We start from the raw sequence: 18,535 nt of genomic DNA, 5'->3' as shown, positions 1-18,535 counted from the left end.
AAAATCATGAAAAAGATACTATTAGCCGGAAAAATAATTTTAGGAGCGGGATTAATCATTATTTTTTTGAATTCTTGTAAAAATGAAACCAAACAAGAAGATCCAAAAGAAGTTGCTGAAGATGCAAATGAAGCAAAATTCGACTCAATAGATAGTAAAGAAGATGATTCTGAGTTTTTAGTAGATCAGGCTGAAATTAATTTAGCTGAAATCGAAATCGGAAAATTGGCACAAACTAAAAGTACCAATCCTGAAGTGAAAAAATTCGGAAAAATGTTAGTTGACGAACATACTAAATCGGCTTCTGAAGTGAGTGCTTTGGCTAAAACCAAAAACTTTACATTACCAACTTCTCTTACTGAAGACGGACAAGAAGAATACAAAAAACTAAACGAAAAATCAGGTGTTGATTTCGATAAAAAATTCGCTGACATGATGATCGACGGTCACGAAAAAGCAATCAAAAAACTTGAAGAAGCATCTAAGGATGCAAAAGATCCAGACGTTAGAACATGGGCATCTAATAATATTGCCGGATTGACCGCGCATTTAGAACACGCCAAAATGCTAAAACAAAATTTGGATAAAAAATAAAATAAATTTAATTGGTTATTATTTATTTTAAAAACCCCTTAAGAGTTGAATTGCTTAAGGGGTTTTCTTTTTTTTTAGGTTCAAAGTTGCAAAGGCTCAAAGGTACAAAGCCCCCACACTTTGCTCCTTTGAGTCTTTACTCCTTTTCAATGAAAAATTCCAAACCTTTGCAACTTTGAACCTTTGTACCTTTGCCCCTTTTACAAGACTCCTGCAATCATTTTTCCATTATAAAAAACACCTTCTCTTTTCGGTAAACGGGCTACGGCTTCGGCTGAGCAACTTGCTTTTACCAAAATGAAATTAGCATCGTTATCTATCGCCGGCCATACTCTGTTTCCGGAATCATTAAGTGGTAATACTTCATCTTTTGTTGCAATATGCAAGGCTCGGCTTAAACTGTATTCATCTGTCCAACCGTAAAGTTGTGCACATATTTTTGCTTTTTCGAGCATATCACACGTTCCAAAAGGTTGCCAATGATCTACAATACTATCTGTACCAGTCATTAATTTTACCCCATATTTCTTCAAGGTCGGAATTGGCATTATTGTCTTTCCAAACGGAACCGTAGAAACCACGCCTATACCCAGATTTCCCATTTGCTCTGCGATTTTCTCCATATCTTTCGGATCCATTCTTGCGAGGGCAAAACCATGACTTATGTATGTTTTTCCTTGTAACTGTTTATTTTCTTCTACTTTTTTGATCATATATTCAATAGCCGCTTTTCCCGAAGGAGGCGATTCATGCAAGTGAATATCCACTCCTTTATTGGTATCGAGTGCAATTTGAAACATCGTATCAAGTGATTTTTCCATATTTCCGTCAACATTTGTAGGATCTAATCCACCAATAAAATCTACTCCCATACTTGCCGCCTCTCTCAACAATGGTTCCGACTGTGAAAATAAAATTCCGTGTTGTGGAAAAGCGACAATTTCCCATCCAAAACTATCTTTATTTTTTTCTAAAGCTGCCTGCAAATGTTCCAGGCTTTTCAATCCGCTTACCAGGTCTATATTACATTGACAACGGGCAAAATAACTTCCCTGACTTTGCATCAATTTTATTGCTTCTTCTGCCTTGCGTTGAGAATTCGGCAATAATTGCGGAATCAATTTCTGCTCCAACGTGATCATATCTTTTACAGTATATCCTTTTCTTGGCGCTGCGTTCCAGGTTCCGCCATAATACGTTTTATCAATATGAATGTGCATATCACGTAAACCGGGAAGCATCAAAAATCCTTTTGCATCAACCGTTTTCAATTTTAAAGGCGATTTTCCTGAAGTAATACTTTTAATTTTTCCATTAGCAATATGTATGTTGTACAAAGCTGTTTTGGTAGCAATGACTTCCTTTTTTTCATTGTACTCAAAGCCATCTTCCAATCTTACATTAATTAAAAGATATTCGTTTAAAAAAGATTTTTTTTTGTCTTCAGGTTTTGAATTTCCAATTGCGTTCGCGCCCATTCCTGAAAACAAAGCTGCTCCGGTTGCTGCTGCCCCTAATCCGAGAAATTTTTTTCTGCTTATTTTATTGTCTTCCATAACGACTATTTATTGTTTTACAAAAATCGTTTAGAAATCAAAATGACAACGGTAATATTACGGATAAGGATGGTAAAAATTATAACTTTCCTTAAAATCGCCTGGCGTTTTTCCGGTATATTTTTTAAATACTTTAGTGAAATAACCGTTGTCATTAAAACCAAGTTGGTAGGCAATTTCTTTAATAGACAAATCAGTACTGGTAAGTAAACGTTTCGCTTCGAGAATTGTTCTTTCTTTTATAACATCTCCTGCCGGTGTTTTTAAGTATTTCTGAGAAAGAATGTTGAGATAATTGGGTGTAATATTCAACTTATCAGCATAAAAATGAACTGATGATTCTGCATTAAAATGGATATCAATTAATGCATTAAAAGATTTTATTATTTTTTCAGGTTTAGTAGAGGATTCATGTTCCGGAAATTGCGTTAAATATTCTTTCTGTAATAACTTAAGCAATAAATGCAAACGAAGTAAAACGATTTCTTTGGTAAGTAAATCATCGTGAGGTAAAACCAATTCGATTTCGTGTAGCTGGTTTTTAAATTCTTCAAATTCTTTTCCATTTAAAGAAAGACAAGAAGGTACACTTTGCTCAAAGAAAGGAAACTGCGATAAATTAGAAAAAATAGATACAATTTCTGATGAAAGCATTAACTGAAAACCGATTGTATCAACATCTAATGACCAGTTATGCACCTGACCTGGTCTGATAAAATAAACCTGATTATCGTTTACCTGATATTGTGTAAAATCGACATTGTGAACTCCGGATCCTTTCTCTACAAAAAAGACAAGGTAAAAATCATGTTTATGAGGTTGCTCAAAGCTATTTCGTCCCTTTACGCTATGGCGAAACAAAGTAATGCCCAGAGCTTCTTCTCCAAGTATAGTATCAACCGATAAAGTAGGAATCAAATTTTTATTCAAAAGATTTTGCCTTAGTGAATTTCAAAATTAGGAAATAGTTTTTATAAAGGTGCAAAGTTGCATAGGGACAAAGGCTCAAAGGTTTTACCTTCTATATAAATTCTTTTGCAAGTCCAACAAGAACCGCAGTTAAGAAAACCTTTGAACCTTTGCTACTTTGAGCCTTTGAACCTTATTTCAAAGAAGCCATATCAATCACAAAACGATACTTAATATCTCCTTTTAATAATCTTTCGTAAGCGTCATTTACTTCGTTTACGCCAATCAATTCGATATCAGCAGTAATATTGTGTTCTGCGCAGAAATCAAGCATTTCCTGAGTTTCTTTAATTCCTCCAATGGCAGATCCTGCAAAACTTCTTCTTCCTAAAATCAAACTGAATGAGGTTACAGGAAGCGGATCCATAGGAGCACCAACTAACACAAGATTTCCATCTACTTTTAGTAAATTTAGGTACGAATCGATGTTATGCTCGGCAGATACGCAATCTAAAATAAAGTGTAATGTTTTAGCATATTTCGCCATTTGTTCCGGATCTGTAGATAAAACTACTTCATCAGCTCCTAAACGTTTTGCATCTTCGGTTTTTGATAGTGAAGTCGTGAAAACTGTTACATGAGCGCCCATTGCTTTCGCCAATTTGATGCCCATATGGCCTAAACCTCCAATACCAACAATTCCCACTTTTTGACCAGGACCAACTTTCCAGTGTTTTAAAGGCGAATAAGTTGTGATTCCTGCACATAACAACGGAGCAACTCCGGCAAGATCTAATTTATCTGAAATATGCAATACATAATTTTCATCAACTACTATACTTTGAGAATATCCTCCAAAAGTTTGTCCGCCTAAATGGGCGTCTGGTGAATTAAATGTTAATATATTTCCTTCATCACAAAATTGCTCTAAATCATTTTTACAATGCTCACATTCTCTGCAAGAATCAACCATGCAGCCTACTCCAGCCAATTGACCTACTTTGAAATTCTTTACGTGATCACCTACTTTTACCACTCTTCCCACAATTTCATGTCCGGGAACAATTGGATAAACAGTACCACGCCATTCATTTCTTGCAGAATGCAAATCAGAATGACAAATTCCGCAATACAAAATTTCTATTTCTACATCATGCGCCAGTACGGCTCTGCGCTTGATATCTAATGGTTGCAATGGTGCTTCAGCCGCTTCTGTACCAAAAGCTTTTACGTTTTTTGTTTCCATACTATTTTTTGTTTCAGGTTTTCTTAGTTTCAGGTTTCAAGTTTCACGTTGCAACTCGACATCTTATCATTTCAAGGAATGAGAAATAACAAGATTGTGGTCAGGTAAGTCCAGAATTATCTAATTATCTAATTATCTAATTATCTAATTGACTAATTCCTCTAACTTCCAAAACTGTGGTATTCCTGATCTGTGACACTGTCAAGCCAGATTCCGTGACCTTTATCAATTTCCGTAATAATTGCGATGTAAGAAAATTTTCTAAACGGAGTTGCTCCGTACCAATGCTCAATTCCTGGCAGAATTGTAATCACTTCATCTTTATGAATCAGGCGGACTCCGCTTCCTTTTTCCTGATAATAGCCCACGCCATCTTTTACAATAAGCATATGCAGACTTGAATTAATATGCCAGTTACTTCTTGCTGAAGGCTCAAAAGTAACTTCTTTAATCATTGTATTTTCGGGGTGAATATTACTGGTTTGTTTTTTATAAGATACTTTGCCCGTCATATACGTATTCGGGACTTTTCCTTCTTCGATAACAGTTGTATAATTTGCTGACATAACTTATTTGTTTTTTGAGTTAGTATTTATTTAAAGCTATTGTATTGGGCATCGGTTACAGGTTCTAACCAATCTACAATTCCGGTTTGGGTATTGGTGCTGATGGCGATATGGGTAAATTCACTATCAGGAGAAGCGCCGTGCCAGTGTTTAAGTTCAGGTGGAATATTGACTACATCGCCCACTTGTAGCAATTGAATTAGTTTTCCAACTTCCTGATAATATCCTGTTCCATGCGTTACAATCAGAATTTGACCGCCAGGATGTGTGTGCCAGTTGTTTCTTGCGCCAGGTTCGAAAACGACATTACCAACTGCAGTATTTAAAACCGGGTCGTTTGGCACTAACATTTTAACCCAGGCTTTTCCTGTAAAGTAATCTGCCGAAGCTAAATCGCCTTTGGGAAAAATTTCGTTTAATTGATTTTCTGAAGTTTTCATAATTATTTGTTTTTACTATCGGAACAACCAAATCAGAAAGCAAGAATGCGCTTTGAGAAGTTAGATTTAGTTTATAAAAAACCGATAAATGATTAATACTAATTATTTCGATGCAAATTTACTTTAGTAAAACCGACCTCAGATAATGATAATCAAACAAAAAATTAAGAATATGAAACAATTTTACATTCTTAACGATTTCGGAATCGTTCCGGTGAGTCTTTTAAAGTAATTATTAAAATAGCTTGGATATTCGAATCCGAGTGAGTAACCAATATCTGCAATGCTCCAGTCTGTATGTTGTAATAAAGCTTTGGCTTCGCCGATGATTCGTTCTGTAATATGTGCTGTAGTAGGTTTTCCGGTAACTTCTTTCACCGAACGATTGAGGTGATTAACATGTACTGCAAGACTTTGCGCGTAATCCTGCGGTGTTTTCAAAATTAGCGGCTGGTCTTTTGTCTCTACCGGAAATTGTCTTTCTAAAAGTTCCAGAAATAATGACGTAATTCTTGATGAAGCATTTTTGTGTTTAAAGAAGTTTTCAGAAGGTTGCATTTTCATCGATTCATGCAGAATCAAATTGATGTAATTGCGAATTAAATCATCTTTAAAAACATAATCTGTTTCCTGTTCTTCGATCATTTTTTGAAACAAAGAATCTATAAACAACTTTTGTTCAGCAGTTAACGAAAAAATGGGTGTTCCTCCTATTTTAAACAAAGGTGATTCATGAAGGCTTTCTGAACGATCTTTTACCTTCAGGAAATCCTCGGTAAAAACACAGGCATAACCTTCATAAGCAGGCGAAATAATATCCCATGAATAAGGGATATGCGGATTTCCGAAAAACAAAATGGTGCCGTCAACTTCTATTCCGCGATCAGCGTAATGTATGAGGCTTTTACTGGTGTTGATGCAAATTTTATAGTAATCCCTACGGTTATAGGTCGGAATTTTACTTACATCGCCATTTACCTCGTATACTTTAAAACCTTTCAGCTTTAAATCGTTTATTCCAAGTTCTGTTGCCTGACATTCTATTTGCTCTTTCATTTTGCAAAGTTATGAAAATCAAATAAAAAAAAGTTTGTTTCAAGTTTGTTTTGTTTCAGGTTTCAGGTTTAGGACGAACTTTGCGGTTAGACAACTTGAAACCTGAAACCTAAAACCTGAAACAAAAATTTTATCTTTGTTACATGAAAGACTTACAGCCCGTTATAGATTATGTCTCCAGATATGTTGATTTGACAGATGATGAAAAAACGCATCTGGCTTCTTTTTTAAAAATTACCAAGGTCAAAAAAAGACAGTTTATTGTACAGCCAGGATTTGTTTGCCAGCATAAGAGTTATGTTGTAAAAGGTGCTTTCAGAGGATACTTAGTCGATAATGACGGAAAAGAACACACTTTATCATTTGCTATTGAAGATTGGTGGATTTCTGATTACAGTAGTTTAATTTATCAGGAACCTGCAACTTTATTTGTTGAAGCGTTGGAAGATTCTGTTCTTATTCAGATTGCTTATGAAGACGAACAAAAATTTCTTCAGGAAATCCCGAAGCTCGAAAAATTCGAACGCATTATTACGCAACGCTCTCTTGCTTTTCAACAAAAAAGACTTTTATCCAATTTTACTAAAACCGCTGAAGAACGCTATGACGAATTCATAAGCAAATATTCAGCAATTGCGAAACGTGTTCCGCAGTACGCATTGGCTTCGTATTTGGGTTTTAGTACTGAATATTTAAGCAAAATTCGAAATCGGAAATCTTCAAAAAGTTAAACTAGTTCAACCTTATTTTCTAAACCAGTTCATTTTTATTTTTAGTATTCTGTCCCAGATTTGCATTGTCAATAAGGACACAAAATTTTAATTTATAAAAATGAAAAATACTATTTTAATTACTGCACTTTCAATTCTTTTCGTGGCGTGTGACAGCGAAAAAAAATCTGGAACCACTTCTGCTTCTTTTCAAAGCAAATACACAATAACTGATATTAGCCTTTATCCTGAAGGGATTGATTACGATTCTAAGAATGAAAAATTTCTTTTTAGTTCTTTGTATAAAGGAGCCGTTTATGTAATGAATGCACAAGGCGGAGCTACAATTTTTGCTACAAGCAACAAACTTTTTTTACCAACCGGAATTTATACTGATGAAGTCCGAAACCGATTAATAGTCGCTAACGCCGATTTAGGGATTTCTCAAAAAAGTACAGCCAACAGCGCAGGAAGTATTGCGACAGTGAGTATTTTTAATCTTACATCAGGTGACTTAATCAAAGAAATTGATTTGAAAAATTTCACACCAAATGCCGGATCTTGCTTAAATGATGTCGCTGTAGATGCTAAAGGAAATATCTATATTACCGATTCGTTTTCTCCAAATATTTATAAAATTGACAACAATTACACTGCATCCTTATTTTTAACGAATCCTTTATTTCAACCCGCTCCTAATCAGTTTGGTCTAAATGGAATCGTTTTTCATCCAGATGGTTATTTATTGGCTGTAAAAACCGATGATTCAAAGCTGTTTAAAATATCGCTTTCGAATCCTGCTGTTATTACTGAAGTTACCAGAACAACATTTACTGCTCCTGATGGTATTGAATTAGACAAAAATAATAACTTGATTGTGGTTGAAAATGGCCTTGGATTGGGTAAAACGTACACTTTTTCAAGTACGAACAACTGGACGAGTGCTTCAAAAATTAGTGAAACCAATATTGGAAAAGAGGAGTTTCCGACAACTGCAGCTTTGGCTTCTGATGGAAATGTTTATGTCGTGAATTCTAAATTGGGCAAGTTATTAGCAGGAGACAAAACGCAGTCTAGTTATACTATTCAAAGAATAAACTAGTTTTGTTGAAGGTTAATTTAACCGCAAAGTTCACTAAGTTTTCCCTTGCGAACTTTGCGTAAAATCATTGCGAACCTTGCGGTTAAATAACTTCAAACTATTTTTTCAAAACTAAACTTCCAGTTCGTAACCTTTTTGCAGAAGCTGTTAAAATAACTTCTTTTCCATTTTCATCTTTTTGAATGATAATTTGTGCATATCCGTTAAATAGTTTTCTTTTCCAGGATTCTGCCGGAGCTACTACTTGGATAATTCCGGGATCGGTATTCATTACATCCCAGTCTTTTATTTTTTGCAATGGCGTTGTTGCAATATAAATCGTGTTTTTGCCTTCTTTTAAAATGGCATTATTTAAAATGTATTTTTGAGAATCTTCTTTAGTAGGTTCAACTTTATTTCCGTTTACAAAAACTGACGTTTCCTTGCCTATCTTCTTGTAAAAGAAACTAACAGTATTCGTGTCAGAATTATTTTTCAACTCAAATTCTCCTCTATAAACATATGCAGGAGCTTGATTTTTATAATCTCTGTTTTTAAAAGCCTCACTCCAATCCGTATCCGAATCATCCTGAAGTTTATCCGGAAAATTCGGTGAAGATAATTTCTTCTCCTTAAAATTATTTATAGCAAGAAGAGCAATGTTATCAATAAATTTATCACTCTCTAGTGAAGTTGGATCTCCATTTCCTACTCCAAGAATTTTTCCGCCTTTTATTGAAAAGGTAATTTCGTCGTTTGCAATTGGGACATGTAAACCATTTTTATCAGTCAATTCGGCCGTTACAACCACAATATTTGAGTTTGAAAGATTTTCTTTATCTACTGAAAGTTTTATACTTTCCGAATTTCCGGTTGTTTTTTGAACTTCTGTCAGCACCTTTTTACCATTTTTAAAACCGACTGCTTCCAAAGTTCCGGGTTGATATTTTACCTTCCATTCTAAATGACCATTTTGCTCCATTTTCTTCTTGCCGAGGCTTTTTTTGTTAAGAAAAAGCTCGACCTCATCACAATTCGAATACGCCCAAACGTCAACTTCTTTTCCTTCCATTCCACTCCAGTTCCAATGTGGCAGAATATGCAGAACAGGTTCATTTCCCCACCACGATTTCAAATAGAAAACATTGTCTTTCGGGAAACCGCAAACATCCATCATTCCAAAATAAGAGGTTACTGACGGCCAGCCATAAGGCGTTGGTTCACCGCGATAATCAAAACCGGTCCAAATGAACATTCCTGCCAAATAGGGTCTTTTAGCATAAAACTTCCAGCCTTCTTCGATGCTGTAAAATGTTGGGCGTGGTTTTTTATCGTAAGCACTTTGGTAATGTTTGGCATCTGTAAAATAAATACCTCGTGTTGCAAAAGTTGAACCTTCTTCCGTTCCCATTCCGGGTTGATTTTTAAACGCATTTCGATGTGCGTCGATATCGCCGTTTCCTAAATAATTATAACCCATTATTTCGACTACAGACGATATTCCGCTTTTAAAACCGCTGCTGATTCCAACTGTAATTGGTCTCGTCGAATCAATACTTTTTGCAAATCCCTGCATCACATTTGTAACACGTTCACCAACGATATTTCCTTCAATATTCCATTCTTCATTTCCAACTGACCAGCAAAAAATACTCGGATGATTGCGGTCGCGTTCGATCATTCGCTTTAAATCATTAAGATGATAATCGTTAATTCCCATCAATCTAGTTTCATCAATTACAAGCATTCCTAATTCATCACAGGCTTTCAGTAATTCCGGAGTTGGCGGATGATGCGAGCAGCGATAGGCATTCGAACCCATTTCTTTGAGTTTTTTAATTCGGTAATACTGCAATTCATCTGGCAAAGCAGTTCCAATTCCGGCATGATCCTGATGATTGTTGGTTCCTTTTAGTTTTACCGATTTTCCATTCAGAAAGAAACCTTTTTCAGCATCAAATCGAATTGTTCTTATTCCGAAAGGCGTTTCATAACTATCAATTACTTTCCCATTTTGCTTAATTTCAGTTCGTAATCGATATAAATTCGGATTTTCAATATCCCATAATAATGGATTTTTTACTTCAAAATTTGAAATGAAATTGGTTGTTTTGTAAAATTTAGGAGCTTCACCATTTTCAGAAACAGAAGTAATTTCTTTTCCTGTTGCATCAAAAATTGTCTGAATTATTTCAATTGAACCACTATAATTTCCTTTATTCTCTACTGTAACTTCTGCCCTGATTTCAGCACTATTGTTTTTTATTTCTGATGTTATATAAGTCCCGTTTTCAACAACACAAATCGGGTTTGTTTTTTGAAGATAAACATGTCGATAAATTCCGGCACCTTCATAAAACCAGCCTTCTTCCATTGAAGCATCAACACGAACAGCAATTGTATTTTCTCCGCCATAATTTACGTAAGCAGAAACATCATATTCAAAACCATTGTAACCGCTTTCTTCTGTTCCGAGAAAATAACCATTAAAAAATACTTTTGAGTTTCTGAAAACGCCATCAAATTTTAAGGAAATAATTCGGCCTTTATCGCTTTCCGGAATGCTTATTTTCTTTCTATACCAACCAATGCTTTTTTCAGGAAAACCTTTTCCTGCCGTTTTAAACCCGTGGCTATAACTTGCTTTTTCGCTAAATGGCTGCTCCACGGCCCAATCGTGAGGAAGATCTAATTTTCGCCAGGCACGGTCATCAAAACCTGACGCTGCAGGTCCGTCACCAAATCCGGTTTTTGTCAAATAAGAGAAGTAACCTTCAGCATGTCCAAAATCTTTTTGAGTATCATATAAATGTCCAAATGAGAAATGCCAGTCTTTATCAATTAAAGTCAATTCTCTTTCTGATTTATTTTGTGAAGAAGTACAAAACGAAATCAAAAAAATAAAACAGGATAATATTTCCTTTGAAAAAATAGTTTTCATGAATAATGCGGTTTACAGAAATGATTTGGAAATAGCTCTAAAATTAAAGTTTTAAAATGGTATAAATTAATAGTATTTTATCAAAATCTGATCTTTATCTCAAACAATAATACCTGAAAATTAGACGTTAAAAATTTAGAATCATTCTATCAGCGGTTCTTTACCAAATCTTATTGTTTTGACGTATTTTTATATTGAAATTTAACAAAACCAAAATTAATCATGAGTGTTATAAAAGACGAAAATACGCTTCTTAGCACCATTAAGCGTATTGATGAAAAAATAGATAAATTAAATGATCAAAAAATAATTGCTTTTTTTGATCATCTTGGATTAACCGAAAGACCAGATATTCCAAAGGATTTTCTAAAGTGGGAAACCATACTTATTGTGGTGCCAAACCGACATATATCCCACGAATTAAAATATTTTAAATATTCCATTTCCCGACTTTCTTTCGTGACCAATCCGTATGCGAAACAAATTCATGTTTATGATTTTAAAGAATGGAATGCTATTACCCGAAATAAAACACAATTTCAGGTAAGAGAATTGCTAAAAACCAGTTTTGGAGGCGTGAGAGATATTACTGAAGGAATGAACTAACTGTTGTCAAATGAAATGGATCACCAGAGAAAGACCTAAAATTGACAGAATTGCATGCCCATGGCTAATCAAAAAGTTTGTTGATCAGGATGCCGAATTCATTTATGTTCCTTTTGATGATGTTCTGGCTAAAGCCGAAGTATTAAATGCGATTCCGTTTGACATTCCTAATGTAGAATATACACATTACAACGAAGAATGCACTTTTGATTATATTGTAAAAAAACATCAAATTAAAGATCCAGCCGTTTTAATAATGGCTAAAATAGTTCGCGGGGCCGATACGGATCAACATGATCTTGCAAAAGAATCAGCCGGGCTTTGGGCGATTTCTGCCGGACTTTCGCATAATATTACCAATGACGCTGAGTTATTGACAAATGGAATGGTTATATATGACGCGCTTTACAGTTGGGCAACCTATTTGTACAAACAAAATCATTTGCAAAATAGTCCGTTTGAAAATTTACTTCATGAGGTTTATAATAAGTTTTTAACCGATCAAAAATCAAACAAAAAAACACCTTCGTGGGTTAAAGATTTAAAAGAAATTATTCAGGATCAGATTGATACTCAGTTTGCTTTTGATCTCAAAAAAATTTCAAATGATCTTGAACTTAATCCATCTTACTTATCCAGAGAATTTTCTAAATATTTTGAGGATTTGAATTTTGGAGAATATGTTCGAAAATTGCGAATTGAAAAAGCGATACAACTCATTCAAAATTCTACTTATACTCTTACTGAAATTGCTTATATGACAGGCTTTTCAGACCAAAGTCATTTCACCCGAATTTTTAAACTACATACTGGGAAAAATCCTTCTTCATACAGAAAAAATACACTAAAAAGTAAACCAGATACAAAAGGTAAATAAGATTCTATTTATATCTACTAAGTCTATATAGTTTTGTTTTACAAACAAAAACTATCATGATTTCATTTAAACAAATTACTTTTATAGCTGTATTTATAAGCACTATTACTGCATTTTCTCAAACAACATATCCTAAAATAACAGGTTATTTTGGTATTCTTCATCCCATTGTAACGATAAGCAATGAGCAAACGAATTTAAATTTCAGGGATTATTACGCCATTGGTTTTCCAACCGGAATCAACATCTGGAAAAATCAAAAAATAGGATTTTCTTTTGAAGTTGTTCCCAACATAAAAGTACAGGGAGGAAGTGACAAAGTAACTAATTTACTCTTTCATCCCGGCGTTTTAGTCGCTCTCGGAAACGGCTATACTTTTGCCGGAAGAGCAGCATTTGAAAGCAGCGGCCGATACGGTTTTACTCCGGTCATTAATAAAACAGTAATAAAAAGCGAGAATTGCAGTTATTTTGTTGCGGTTCCGCTTCCGGTGAGATTTGGAAATGATCATCCGGCAACATTTACTGTAGGTTTTCAATTTGGAATTGCTTTCTAAAAAACGATACCAATGGCAGATTTAAAATATTCATTAAAAGAATTAACCTTATATTTTTTAAAACTAGGCACAATAGGTTTTGGAGGCCCGGTTGCTCTTGTTGGTTACATGCACAAAGATTTAGTAGAAAATCGCAAATGGATTTCCGAAGAAGAATACAAACAAGGCTTAGCTTTAGCACAATTAGCTCCTGGTCCCTTAGCTGCTCAATTAGGCATCTATATTGGTTTTGTACATTATCGATTATTAGGCGCCACTTTAATAGGATTTGCATTTATATTACCTTCTTTTTTAATGGTTGTTCTTTTAGGAATCATATACAAATTATATGGAGGATTATCCTGGATTCAGGCTGTGTTTTATGGCATTGGCGCAGCTGTAATTGGTCTTATACTGGTAAGTTCATATAAGCTTACTGTAAAATCTATTGGCAAATTCAACATAGAATCTTTTAAACTAAATTGGTTATTGTGGTTGTTTTTTCTCATTGCTCTTGGCGTAACTTTTACTACACAACAAGAACCCGTTTTATTATTTATTACTGCAGGATTTTTATATATGATTATAAAGTCACCGCCAAAATGGTGGAACCCAAAATCTATAAATTCGATATTGCTTCTGCAAATTCCTTTTTGGAATTATGAAAACGATACATTACTAAAAATCGCGATCTTCTTTGCGCAAGCAGGAACATTTGTATTTGGAAGTGGATTAGCTATTGTACCCTTTTTACATTCAGGTGTTGTAATCGAAAATCATTGGCTGACAGAGCAACAATTTCTGGATTCTGTTGCAGTTGCCATGATTACACCCGGGCCAGTAGTGATTACAGTCGGATTCATTGGTTATTTGGTTGACGGCTTTCTTGGGGCTCTGGTTGCTGCTTTAGCAACATTTTTACCTTGCTATTTATTTACCGTTGCAATGGCACCTTCTTTTCATAAAATTGCCAAAAATACATCGGTTAAATCATTTGTTGATGGCATTACGGCAGCCGTTATTGGAGCGTTAGTAGGCTCTGTTTTTGTAATTGCCTCGCGAACTATAGTTGATATTCCAACTGCTTTTATAGCCATTGCCACAATTGCGACTTTACTATATGTTAAGAATATTGCTGAACCTTACATCATACTTATTGCTGCTGCTGTTGGTTTAATTATAAAATTTATATAAATGGCGAGGTTACAGGTTTTGGATCGTTTAGTCTAACCGCAATGTTCGCAAAGGGGTTACGCAATGTTTGCAAAGTTAATCACATACAGCTTTGCGAACTTAATAAAGTCAATTACAAAAAAATACTTTGCGTGCTTTGCGGTAAAATTAATTCGCTAAGCTTACCATACCAATCTTATCTAATTTCAAAAATTTGAATAAACCTTTGTTCTAATTTTTTTCTTTTTCTCTCTTCATTCCATCTCGAATAAAAAGCCATAAAAAGTAAAAACAAGTTAACGATTGTAGACGCTCGTCTGAGTCCTCTTGCGAAAAAGAGGAAAAATATATTGATTACCACGATAAGAATTATTGGAGAATAGTACGTCCAAAATTGCTTGTATTTATTACCTGGTTCAACAATACAATCAACTTTAAGTCTATCATTAATACTCTTATATTTTCCTCTTATGATAAAATTTGTTGATGACTTTGTTGAATTTACAGTTAAACAAAAACTGTTATCATCAAAAAATCCATAAAAGGGCTTTATTGTACCGGATATTGGAAATATTCTAACCCTTCCTAATTGTGAAGTTGTAGAACCAATTTCAGTATTATTTTTTAATCTGATTCTGAATTCAGATATACTGAGTTTTGATTCCATCTAATATAATACCTTTTTTAGTTTTGCTGTGGAGCCAATATACTCTTCACCATTTCATTCAAAGCATTTCCATGAATGTTTTTAGCTAAAATAATTCCGTTTTTGTCTATTAAAAAATTTAATGGTACAGATTGAAGCATATAATCTGTAGCAGCTGGAGATTTCCAATATTTAAGATCACTTACTTGTATCCATGGAAGTTTTTGTTTGGCAATAGCTCCCAGCCAAAGTGGTTTCTTAGTATCCATTGAAACGCTGTAAATGGATAATTTACCCGGATAAGTATTATATAATTTTATCAATTCCGGATGTTCCTTTGTACATGGTCCGCACCAGGATGCCCAAAAGTCAATTAAAACTAAATCCCCCCTTAAAGAAGTTAGTGCTACATTATTTCCTTTTGTATCCGGAAGGTCAATTTCTGGTGCTATATCTCCTACTTCAAGACCAACAACTTGTGCTTTTGAGCTGGTTATTACAAAGCATAAGAATCCTAAAACGAGTAAAGTTTTTTTCATAAAATGGTTAAGTTTTTTTGATAATTTGGGTTATCTGATTTAAATCTCACGCAAAGTCGCAGAGTAGCGAAGTATTTTGCTTTAAAAACTTTACGCCTCTGCGACTTTGCGTGATTATTACACCAACAAATATAAATACTTCTTTCAATATATTTTAATCCTCAAATACATTTTATGTCCAGCTCCTACATCATAAAATTTTCCTAAATATTTTTCTCTAAATTGATATATCGGGAAAAGTCGATATATTTGCAGCATGGAACATATAGAAATCTTTAAGGCGCTGTCAAACAAATCCAGACTACAAATGCTGGAATGGCTAAAAGAACCCGAAATACACTTTCCGGATCAATTAAAACATGCAGGATTTGAACACGGAGTTTGCGTGGGACAAATTCAGGCCAAAGCCGGACTGACACAATCTACAGTTTCTGAATACTTGTCTATTTTACAACGTGCCGGTTTTATTGAAGCTACACGCGTTGGACAATGGACTTACTACAAACGCAACGAAGGTGCCTTTGAAGCACTCAGTAAATTAATTCAAACAAATTTGTAAATTACTATGAGTACAAACAACCTGTTTTCACCGTTTAACTTAAAATCGTTAAACCTGAAAAACCGAATCGTAATGGCGCCAATGACGCGTTCCTTTTCTCCAAACGGAATTCCAACTGATGAAGTAGCTTCTTACTACCAAAAAAGAGCTGAAGGTGAAGTTGGATTAATATTATCTGAAGGAACTGTAATTAACAGACCTTCATCATCAAATGATGCCAATGTCCCTCATTTTCACGGTGATAAATCTCTAAAAGGATGGAAAAAAGTGATTGATGAAGTTCACGCTGCCGGTGGAAAAATGGGACCACAAATCTGGCATATGGGAATTATGGACAATCATCATTCCGGGTGGATTCCACCTGTTCCTTTTGAAGGTCCTTCAGGATTAAACCGACCTGATTTTAGAAATGGAATTAGCATGTCTGAAAAAGATATTGAAGATACTATACTTGCCTTTGGTCAAGCCGCTGCTGATGCCAAAAGACTAGGTTTTGATACTATTGAAATTCACGGTGCACACGGTTATTTAATTGATCAGTTCTTTAGAGCCGAAACTAATTTACGTACCGATATTTATGGCGGAAAAACATTACCGGAACGTAACCGTTTTGCTATTGAAGTTGTAAAAGAAATCAGAAAACAAGTTGGAAATGATTTCGCTGTTATCATGCGTTTTTCTCAATTTAAACCTTCTGATTACAATTATAAACTGGCTAAAAACCCAGAAGAATTAGAAGCATGGCTTACACCTCTTGTTGATGCCGGAGTTGATATTATACACGCTTCACAACGCAGATTCTGGGAACCTGAGTTTGAAGGTTCTGATTTGAACTTCGCCGGTTGGGCTAAAAAAGTAACCGGAGCGCCAACTATTACGGTAGGTTCTGTTGGACTTTCCAGTGATTTCTTTGGAGCTTTTGCAGGAGAAAGCTCTGAACCAACTTCTTTAGATGAATTGAACAGACGTTTCGACAGAGGCGATTTTGATCTAGTTGCCGTTGGAAGACCTCTTTTATCTGATCCAAATTGGGTTGCGAAAATCAAAGCCGGAAAAACAGATGAGTTGAAAGGTTTTAGTAAAGAAGCTTTAGGTCAATTGGTTTTAGAATAATTTTTAAGATTCTAAGGTACTGAGATTCTAAGATTCTAAGTTTTTGTTTCTCTTTATTAATGCAAATGTTTAAAATATCTTTAATACAAAAGGGATGAAACATAATTTGTTTCATCCCTTTTTTGAATAGCTAATAACTAACAAAATTAGAAATTCAATATTTTTAATTTTAGGTACAAAGTTGCAGAGGTACAAAGGGGCAAAGGTTTCCTTTTTACTTTGTTCCTTTGGAACTTTGGAACTTTGAACCTTGCATCTTATTTTGAAGCCAATTTCTAACGGGCTCATCGTATAATTTCAAGCATAAATAAGCGATCACAATACTGGCAACTAAAACGCCAATTCCTATACCATAGCCGTCTTTTAATGCTACTTTATTATCAACAACCCAGGCAGTATACCAATAAATTAACGGATAATGCGTGATATAAATTGGATAGGATATATCGCCTAAAAGTTTGCATATTTTAGCCGAAAAAGCACTTTTAATTTCACCGCCGGCACCAATCGCAACAATAAGAGGAAATACTAAAATAATACAGAAAGATTCGTATAAACCGTTCATCCATAAGCTGTTTTCATCTCCAATTCTTGGTATGATCAAAACTGCTGAAATCATTAAACTACAAATCCAGAAAGCGCCTTTTATGTGAATTAATTTTCCTAAACGACAAAGTAAAACACCTGCAAAAAACGGATACAACAAACGAGTAAAACCAACATTCATTTGTTCCAGATTTAATGACCAACCTCCAATCACATCTCCTTTTGATCCAAAAACAGTGTAATTAATTAACATTCCGGCGAATATCAATACAAATACTGTCATTACCTTATTCGAAAATTTACGAAATAAAACAGCATATAAAATATTGGCAATATATTCGAAAAAAAGTGACCATGCGGGCCCGTCAAGCGGATGCATTTCGCCCCAGCCTCTGATTTCCAATGAGGGCGGAATTGGTAATAATGTAAATCCGATAACCATAGTTACAATTACCTTCCATACTTCCATTCCCGCAATTTGTGGAAATAAAATATCTGAAGCCTGAAAATAATAGAAAATAGCACCAATGATCATTCCCATAATTACCATGGGTTGCAGACGAATCAAACGTCTTTTATAAAACTCCCATTGTGTCATTTTTGCCCAGCGGTCGTCGTAAGCATATGCCACCACAAAACCGGATAAAAGGAAAAAAAAATCGACTGCTAAATAACCGTGGTTAATAATTTGTTTAAATCTGCTTCCTCCGTTATGCGCTTCGAAAATATGAAAAGCTACGACTAAAATAGCCGCTACTCCACGCAAACCATCCAGAATTTCGTAATGTTTTTTTGGTTTAAAATCGGTAGAAATTGAACTCATAAAAAATGGTTAATGGTT

The 18,535-nt window shown here is 34.7% G+C and carries 19 protein-coding genes; 9 read left to right on the top strand and 10 right to left on the bottom strand.

What is annotated here, in order from left to right:
• The first annotated feature begins 6 nt into the window (after positions 1 to 6).
• On the top strand, positions 7 to 594 hold the full coding sequence (locus AC1RRN_RS03125) for a DUF4142 domain-containing protein (protein ID WP_492965899.1): 588 nt from the start codon (positions 7 to 9) through the stop codon (positions 592 to 594).
• 200 nt (positions 595 to 794) lie between these two features.
• On the opposite strand, the gene AC1RRN_RS03120 is transcribed toward AC1RRN_RS03125, so the two are convergent.
• The 6 genes from AC1RRN_RS03120 to AC1RRN_RS03095 all read right to left on the bottom strand — a co-directional run bounded on the left by AC1RRN_RS03120 (position 795) and on the right by AC1RRN_RS03095 (position 6,367).
• Positions 795 to 2,150 carry an amidohydrolase gene (locus AC1RRN_RS03120; protein ID WP_492965898.1) on the bottom strand — a complete coding sequence of 452 codons (1,356 nt, stop codon included), beginning with the start codon at positions 2,148 to 2,150 and terminating at the stop codon, positions 795 to 797.
• Between the two features lie 57 nt (positions 2,151 to 2,207).
• The gene (locus AC1RRN_RS03115) at positions 2,208 to 3,068 is read right to left on the bottom strand and encodes an AraC family transcriptional regulator (protein WP_492965897.1); all 861 of its coding nucleotides are present in this window, start codon (positions 3,066 to 3,068) and stop codon (positions 2,208 to 2,210) included.
• Between the two features lie 184 nt (positions 3,069 to 3,252).
• Positions 3,253 to 4,305: an NAD(P)-dependent alcohol dehydrogenase gene (locus tag AC1RRN_RS03110; protein ID WP_492965896.1), complete on the bottom strand. Its 1,053-nt coding sequence runs from the start codon at positions 4,303 to 4,305 to the stop codon at positions 3,253 to 3,255.
• A 161-nt stretch (positions 4,306 to 4,466) separates the two neighbouring features.
• Positions 4,467 to 4,871, bottom strand: a complete 405-nt coding sequence (locus AC1RRN_RS03105) for a cupin domain-containing protein (RefSeq protein WP_492965895.1) — start codon at positions 4,869 to 4,871, stop codon at positions 4,467 to 4,469.
• Between the two features lie 26 nt (positions 4,872 to 4,897).
• Entirely contained in the window at positions 4,898 to 5,311 is a 414-nt protein-coding gene (locus AC1RRN_RS03100; protein ID WP_492965894.1) for a (R)-mandelonitrile lyase, read from the bottom strand.
• Positions 5,312 to 5,494: 183 nt separating this feature from the next.
• Positions 5,495 to 6,367, bottom strand: a complete 873-nt coding sequence (locus AC1RRN_RS03095; protein ID WP_492965893.1) for a helix-turn-helix domain-containing protein — start codon at positions 6,365 to 6,367, stop codon at positions 5,495 to 5,497.
• Positions 6,368 to 6,510: 143 nt separating this feature from the next.
• On the opposite strand from AC1RRN_RS03095, the gene AC1RRN_RS03090 reads away from it, so the two are divergent.
• Positions 6,511 to 7,098, top strand: a complete 588-nt coding sequence (locus AC1RRN_RS03090) for a Crp/Fnr family transcriptional regulator (protein WP_492965892.1) — start codon at positions 6,511 to 6,513, stop codon at positions 7,096 to 7,098.
• Between the two features lie 100 nt (positions 7,099 to 7,198).
• Entirely contained in the window at positions 7,199 to 8,179 is a 981-nt protein-coding gene (locus tag AC1RRN_RS03085; RefSeq protein WP_492965891.1) for an SMP-30/gluconolactonase/LRE family protein, read from the top strand.
• 97 nt (positions 8,180 to 8,276) lie between these two features.
• Here the strand turns inward: AC1RRN_RS03085 and galA are convergent, their stop codons facing one another.
• A complete protein-coding gene (gene galA, locus AC1RRN_RS03080; protein ID WP_492965890.1) occupies positions 8,277 to 11,099 on the bottom strand; it encodes a beta-galactosidase GalA in 2,823 nt (940 codons plus the stop codon).
• Positions 11,100 to 11,321: 222 nt separating this feature from the next.
• Here galA and AC1RRN_RS03075 point away from each other — a divergent pair, with 222 nt between their 5' ends.
• The 4 genes from AC1RRN_RS03075 to AC1RRN_RS03060 are packed head-to-tail and all read left to right on the top strand — an operon-like array spanning position 11,322 to position 14,312.
• Positions 11,322 to 11,705, top strand: a complete 384-nt coding sequence (locus tag AC1RRN_RS03075) for a hypothetical protein (RefSeq protein ID WP_492965889.1) — start codon at positions 11,322 to 11,324, stop codon at positions 11,703 to 11,705.
• Between the two features lie 10 nt (positions 11,706 to 11,715).
• On the top strand, positions 11,716 to 12,582 hold the full coding sequence (locus tag AC1RRN_RS03070) for a chromate resistance protein ChrB domain-containing protein (RefSeq protein WP_492965888.1): 867 nt from the start codon (positions 11,716 to 11,718) through the stop codon (positions 12,580 to 12,582).
• A gap of 56 nt (positions 12,583 to 12,638) precedes the next feature.
• Positions 12,639 to 13,139: a hypothetical protein gene (locus tag AC1RRN_RS03065; protein WP_492965887.1), complete on the top strand. Its 501-nt coding sequence runs from the start codon at positions 12,639 to 12,641 to the stop codon at positions 13,137 to 13,139.
• Between the two features lie 12 nt (positions 13,140 to 13,151).
• Entirely contained in the window at positions 13,152 to 14,312 is a 1,161-nt protein-coding gene (locus AC1RRN_RS03060) for a chromate transporter (protein WP_492965886.1), read from the top strand.
• 175 nt (positions 14,313 to 14,487) lie between these two features.
• Here the strand turns inward: AC1RRN_RS03060 and AC1RRN_RS03055 are convergent, their stop codons facing one another.
• Both AC1RRN_RS03055 and AC1RRN_RS03050 read right to left on the bottom strand, forming a co-directional pair.
• On the bottom strand, positions 14,488 to 14,958 hold the full coding sequence (locus AC1RRN_RS03055; RefSeq protein ID WP_492965885.1) for a hypothetical protein: 471 nt from the start codon (positions 14,956 to 14,958) through the stop codon (positions 14,488 to 14,490).
• Positions 14,959 to 14,975: 17 nt separating this feature from the next.
• Positions 14,976 to 15,476, bottom strand: a complete 501-nt coding sequence (locus AC1RRN_RS03050) for a TlpA family protein disulfide reductase (RefSeq protein ID WP_492965884.1) — start codon at positions 15,474 to 15,476, stop codon at positions 14,976 to 14,978.
• Between the two features lie 256 nt (positions 15,477 to 15,732).
• Here AC1RRN_RS03050 and AC1RRN_RS03045 point away from each other — a divergent pair, with 256 nt between their 5' ends.
• Positions 15,733 to 16,035, top strand: coding sequence for an ArsR/SmtB family transcription factor (locus tag AC1RRN_RS03045; RefSeq protein WP_492965883.1), 303 nt, complete (start codon positions 15,733 to 15,735; stop codon positions 16,033 to 16,035).
• 6 nt (positions 16,036 to 16,041) lie between these two features.
• Positions 16,042 to 17,148 carry an NADH:flavin oxidoreductase gene (locus AC1RRN_RS03040; protein WP_492965882.1) on the top strand — a complete coding sequence of 369 codons (1,107 nt, stop codon included), beginning with the start codon at positions 16,042 to 16,044 and terminating at the stop codon, positions 17,146 to 17,148.
• Positions 17,149 to 17,362: 214 nt separating this feature from the next.
• Here AC1RRN_RS03040 and AC1RRN_RS03035 read toward each other — a convergent pair whose 3' ends face one another.
• Entirely contained in the window at positions 17,363 to 18,517 is a 1,155-nt protein-coding gene (locus tag AC1RRN_RS03035) for an acyltransferase family protein (protein WP_492965881.1), read from the bottom strand.
• Positions 18,518 to 18,535: the final 18 nt, after the last annotated feature.

Source organism: Flavobacterium sp. GW821-FHT11G01 (assembly GCF_058808175.1).
This window is presented reverse-complemented; position numbering and strand designations above follow the sequence as displayed.